The 4,742-nt window shown below is 35.8% G+C and carries 4 protein-coding genes and 2 pseudogenes; 3 read left to right on the top strand and 3 right to left on the bottom strand.

What is annotated here, in order from left to right; genetic code table 11:
• Positions 1-79 precede the first annotated feature (79 nt).
• From J4P91_RS29300 to J4P91_RS28270, 3 genes and pseudogenes are all read right to left on the bottom strand, one after another.
• Positions 80-232 (bottom strand): annotated as a pseudogene (locus J4P91_RS29300) (transposase); the annotation flags it as partial.
• Between the two features lie 156 nt (positions 233-388).
• Positions 389-667, bottom strand: coding sequence for an AbrB/MazE/SpoVT family DNA-binding domain-containing protein (locus J4P91_RS28275; RefSeq protein WP_207996740.1), 279 nt, complete (start codon positions 665-667; stop codon positions 389-391).
• Positions 668-869: 202 nt separating this feature from the next.
• Positions 870-965: pseudogene (locus J4P91_RS28270) on the bottom strand (single-stranded DNA-binding protein); the annotation flags it as partial.
• Positions 966-1,367: 402 nt separating this feature from the next.
• On the opposite strand from J4P91_RS28270, the gene J4P91_RS28265 reads away from it, so the two are divergent.
• The 3 genes from J4P91_RS28265 to J4P91_RS28255 all read left to right on the top strand — a co-directional run bounded on the left by J4P91_RS28265 (position 1,368) and on the right by J4P91_RS28255 (position 4,630).
• On the top strand, positions 1,368-2,330 hold the full coding sequence (locus tag J4P91_RS28265; RefSeq protein WP_207996739.1) for a VOC family protein: 963 nt from the start codon (positions 1,368-1,370) through the stop codon (positions 2,328-2,330).
• A gap of 498 nt (positions 2,331-2,828) precedes the next feature.
• Complete coding sequence (locus J4P91_RS28260; RefSeq protein ID WP_207996738.1) at positions 2,829-3,425, top strand: TetR/AcrR family transcriptional regulator; 597 nt, start codon at positions 2,829-2,831, stop codon at positions 3,423-3,425.
• A 62-nt stretch (positions 3,426-3,487) separates the two neighbouring features.
• On the top strand, positions 3,488-4,630 hold the full coding sequence (locus J4P91_RS28255; protein WP_207996737.1) for an MFS transporter: 1,143 nt from the start codon (positions 3,488-3,490) through the stop codon (positions 4,628-4,630).
• Positions 4,631-4,742 lie beyond the last annotated feature (112 nt).

The following is a 4,742-nucleotide window of genomic DNA, read 5'->3' as shown; positions in this document are numbered from 1 at the left end:
TCCTTTAAAATACCCCATATATCATTCTCCTGCTCACACTTTTTCTACAGGTTATCTCAGTTTAGAAATCTTTGCAATAGAACCTTTTAGGTCTTCTATGATTCAGTTGTACAAATTTTCTATATTCCCTACGAAGCCAATTAGAAATGCGTTCTTTTTGTTGTTGTCTTAGATGCAACCATTTCTTATTTGTTTGACGAATCTGTCCATTCACTTTTATATGATTTTTCATAGATACGCCGCCTATTACTGTCAAAATGAGAATATAGAACTATCGTAGCACATCGACTTCAGAAGAGGGCAAGAATCCCTTGGTGAAATTTTTAATAAATACGGTACGTGAAATTATTAGTATGTATTTTGAAAAAGCTCCTCTGAAAGGAGCCAATTATTTTACAAGATTCTTCTGTAATTCTTCTATTATAAGCTCTGCACCTGTCGGGCTTAGCGTAATCTTTCCGTCTGCTAAAGTAATATTCTTATCAGATACTTCTCCTGTTATTGCACAAGCGCCATGCACTTCATACTTTTTCAAGATAACCTTTTCACCTTCTACATAAATCTCTAATGGTGTCTTTTCTTCAATTTCCAGCGTGCGTCTTAACTCCATTGGTATAACGATGCGTCCTAAATTATCTAATTTTCGAGTTACTCCTGTTGATTTCATGAAACCTCTCCCTTATATTTTCTATAGCTCTATATTTCTTACCCTATGCCATTTTTTATTGTAACAAGCTTTCTCCAAAGATTAAAAACATGATAATCCAAAAGCTTACAATCATTATAATAACCTCTTTACACCTTTGTGATAAAGGATATTGTGTATCTTCCATCTATTGTTTCCTCCTTTTATACACTCCACCTTAACTTTAGAAAGGTAAATCGTCGTCCGAAATATCAATTGGTTGACTTGGATTAAAGAATGGATCATCATTTCGAGGGAATCCTGAATTATTCGCTCCAGAATATGCATATGGACTTGAAGGGGTCACCATATCAAAAAAGAACATTGTACGTTTAGACACATTTTAACCGACTTCTGTACGTATAGATAGGTGTACGGTCAGCAAATTGGAAAATAACTACGTTAAACAAAATTTAGCATAATTTGATGTGAAAATTATCCCTTTGAGAACATTTTGATACACCACAAAATCATTTTTGTTGCATTAGAAAAGCAAAATTCATTTACAGCTCTAACACAAGTTATGCAAAATATAATGTTTTGAATGCAACGCAATTAAAAATCCTTTAGCGTGGTAAATTTCTAAAATGCTGGTGATACTCCTATTTGCAAGAACAAACCTCTTAATTTCCTGTGAGTAACAATAAAAAACAAATTCCAAACATAAGGAAGGAGTGGTGCTATGAAATCTGAAATCAAGCATATTCATCATGTAGGACATGTTGTAACAGATATGAGAGTTGCACTGGATCTGTACCGAAAGCTGGGTTTCATATGTCCTCCACCAGCCTATCCGACGATAGCTGAAAAGGAAGACGAAGTGCCTAAACCATTGGGTGCAGCAAATACACATGCTACATTTCTCCATAATTTTATCGAAATCGTTACTATAGTGGAAAATGGAGAACGGATTCCTCAAGATGCGAACTTTGTGCCTCTTCAGGCTCCACCAACTGTACTTCCTCGAATTCTCGAAAATATCAGACGCACTGTTAATACTATTTCTAATTCCCTATCAAGATTCGAAGGAACACACATCTTGTGTTTTTGTACATCTAATGCGAAGGATTCTGCAGTTCAGTTCAATCAAGACGGTGTTGGGCATAGTGGTGTTAATGCTGTGCAACGTCCTATAGAGACAGAAGCCGGAACACAAATAGTCCCTTTGAACTATATAGAAATTGATCGGGAAGATGTGCCTGAAGGTCGTTTGGCTATCGCTGAGAATCCACCTCTAGAGATTTTGCAAACACAAGCCCATATGAATCATCCGAATGGAGCGATTGAGCTTGTTGAAGTAATTCTTTGTGTTGCTGATCCTGAGCTTGATGACTTCATCAAACGTTATCAGCGCTATCTAGGTCGTGATGCACAAACAAAAGGTGTGACAAGCATTTTTGACCTTAATGGTGCGTATCTAACGATTGTTCCTGAATCTCGACTGAACGATATTTTGCCAGGTGAAGTGACGCCTCCTTTGCCAGGATTTATAGGATATGCAGTTGCAGTACATGATATCTCGGTTACACGTAAATTTATCGAAAGAAATGGGTTCCCAGTGGTGGAAACAGCTGAGGGAGATATTTTCGTACCAGCTTTCGCATCACTTGGCACTGCTATAATCTTTAGACAAAATAGAGGATAGAGAAACCAGCTCTGAGAAAAAGATTTGAAAGAAAAATGAATTTAAACAACCGACTGCTTAACGTACAGGGAATCGGCTAAAATGGTTCCAAATTGTGTCTAAACGTACAATGTTCTTTTTTGATATGGTAACCCCATGCCCATCAAGTTAACAAAACAAAATACCCTAAAACGAGAAAATTGACATCTCCAGGTGAAAATGTACAAATTTTTTCGTTTTGGGGTAATTCTAAATTCTTAAGTTGATGGGCATGGGGTATCGTCACATACCCATCAAGCTAACCAAGTAAATTACTAGTTATGAAACGATCCTTGTTTCATATCTGGTAATTTATAGAAAGATAGGCATACTAAAGAAGCCTATTAAAACGTGATTTTTTCGCTAGGCAACTTGAATAAGGGGGCTATTTTTAATTATTCGTAATCTAAAATTATTGACCGCGTGGTACAAAAAAGAGTATTCTATTAATGTTATCTTTAAAATGAGAGGAGGATACGATTGAATAAACGCGGCAGACCCCGAGAGTTTGATTATTCCTCAATTGTAGATGTTGCAATGAAAACATTTTGGTTAAGAGGATATGAAGGGTGTTCTACACAAGATTTATGCAGTGATACAGGACTTGGAAAAGGAAGTTTATACAATACTTTCGGTAGTAAACATGAACTGTATAAACAAGTATTAGAACGCTACCATGAAATTGGGATTAGGGAACAAAGGAAATTGTTAGATACTCCAATTCCAGTTAAAGAACGATTAAGTAATTTTTTTGAATGGGCATTGAAAGAAGACTTTGAGAATATTGATCAAAAAGGATGTTTATTGATTAATGCCAGTATAGAACGTGCTAAAAACGATTTAATGGTACAAGAAATTTTCTCGAAGCATGTTGAACTTCTTAAACAAGCTATTGAAACAGTGATGGAGGAAGGATTGCAAACAGGTGAAATTTCAAAGAAGCAATCAGCTGAGGAATTAGCTAGTCTGCTTTTAAGCAGTTATTACGGATTCCGTGTTCTTAATGTATCGATGCAAAATCGGATGTTGTCTGAACAAGTTATCAAAGGAACAATGGAGTCTATTTGTGGCGCTTAGTGCGCTCTTTTTTCGCACTATTTTTGTACCAATCATTACAATAATGAATAAGGAGTGTTTTTATGCCATCGATTATTTATTTATTAGCTTTAGCAATCTTTTGTATGACTACATCAGAATTTATGGTTGCAGGTATGATGAATGAACTTGCTCTTGCATTCCAGGTTTCTGTATCATCTATTGGGTATTTAATTTCAGCTTATGCAGGAGCAATGGTAATAGGAGGCCCCATTTTAACTGCAATCCTCTTACGAATGCGCAGCAAACAAGCATTATTGTTTTTAATGTTCGTATTTTTAATTGGTCAATCTCTCGGAGCTATTGCTTGGAACTATAATATTATGATGATTTCACGTATTATAACTGGTACTGCTTCAGCTTCAGCTTTTGGAGTTGCGATTTCCTTTTCTGCAACATTGGTTCACTCTGATTCAAGGGGAAAAGCTGCATCAATTGTACTTGCAGGTTTAATGTTCGCAACTGTATTAGGTTTACCTATAACAACCGTTATTTCGCAATATTTTGGCTGGCGTATTAGTTTTGGGGCTGTTTCTGTTCTTGTGCTAGTATCAGGGATTATGATTCAACGGTTGTTACCATCATCTTCAAATAAAGAGCAATTAAATTGGAAAGACGAACTTCTGCGATTTAAGAATATTCATCTTTGGGCAGCGTACGTAACAAGTATGTTCATTATTGGTGGTACGTTTGCAGCATTTAGTTATTTCACTCCAATCTTTACAAATGTCACAGGCTTTTCAAGCACAAGCATTCCATATTTACTTGCTCTCTATGGTAGTGCGACGGTAATTGGGAATATAATAATTGGCAAGTTCGCTGATAAATTTACAATGAAAATGCTTATGGGTGGATTAATTATATTAATCATAGCGTTGTCTTTATTTGCTTTAAGTGCAGAGAATAAATACATTGCAATTATTTCTATGATTTTTATTGGTTTAACTGGTGTAGCATTGAATCCAGCTATGGTTGCGAGGGTGATGAAAACAGCTAGTAATGGAATAATGATAAATACCGTTCATAGTTCTTTTATTACGCTAGGTATTGTTATTGGTTCGTCACTAGGTGGTCTTGGGATCAGTAAAGGATATGGTTTTGTATCTCCGCTATGGATTGGAGCTTGTTTAGCTATCCTTGGGGTAATTTCATTATTCCCATATTTACATAAAGGAAAGGCAGATTAAGATGTTTAAAATTTCTTTATATGGGGTACCGCTCACATGCCCATCAACTTAAGAACGGAAACAAAATGAACTTTCGTTCAAATAAACTAAAAAACCCTTAAAACACTTTTTA

The sequence above is a fragment of the Bacillus sp. XF8 genome, from assembly GCF_017498755.1.
GTDB lineage: Bacteria > Bacillota > Bacilli > Bacillales > Bacillaceae_G > Bacillus_A > Bacillus_A bingmayongensis.
This window is presented reverse-complemented; position numbering and strand designations above follow the sequence as displayed.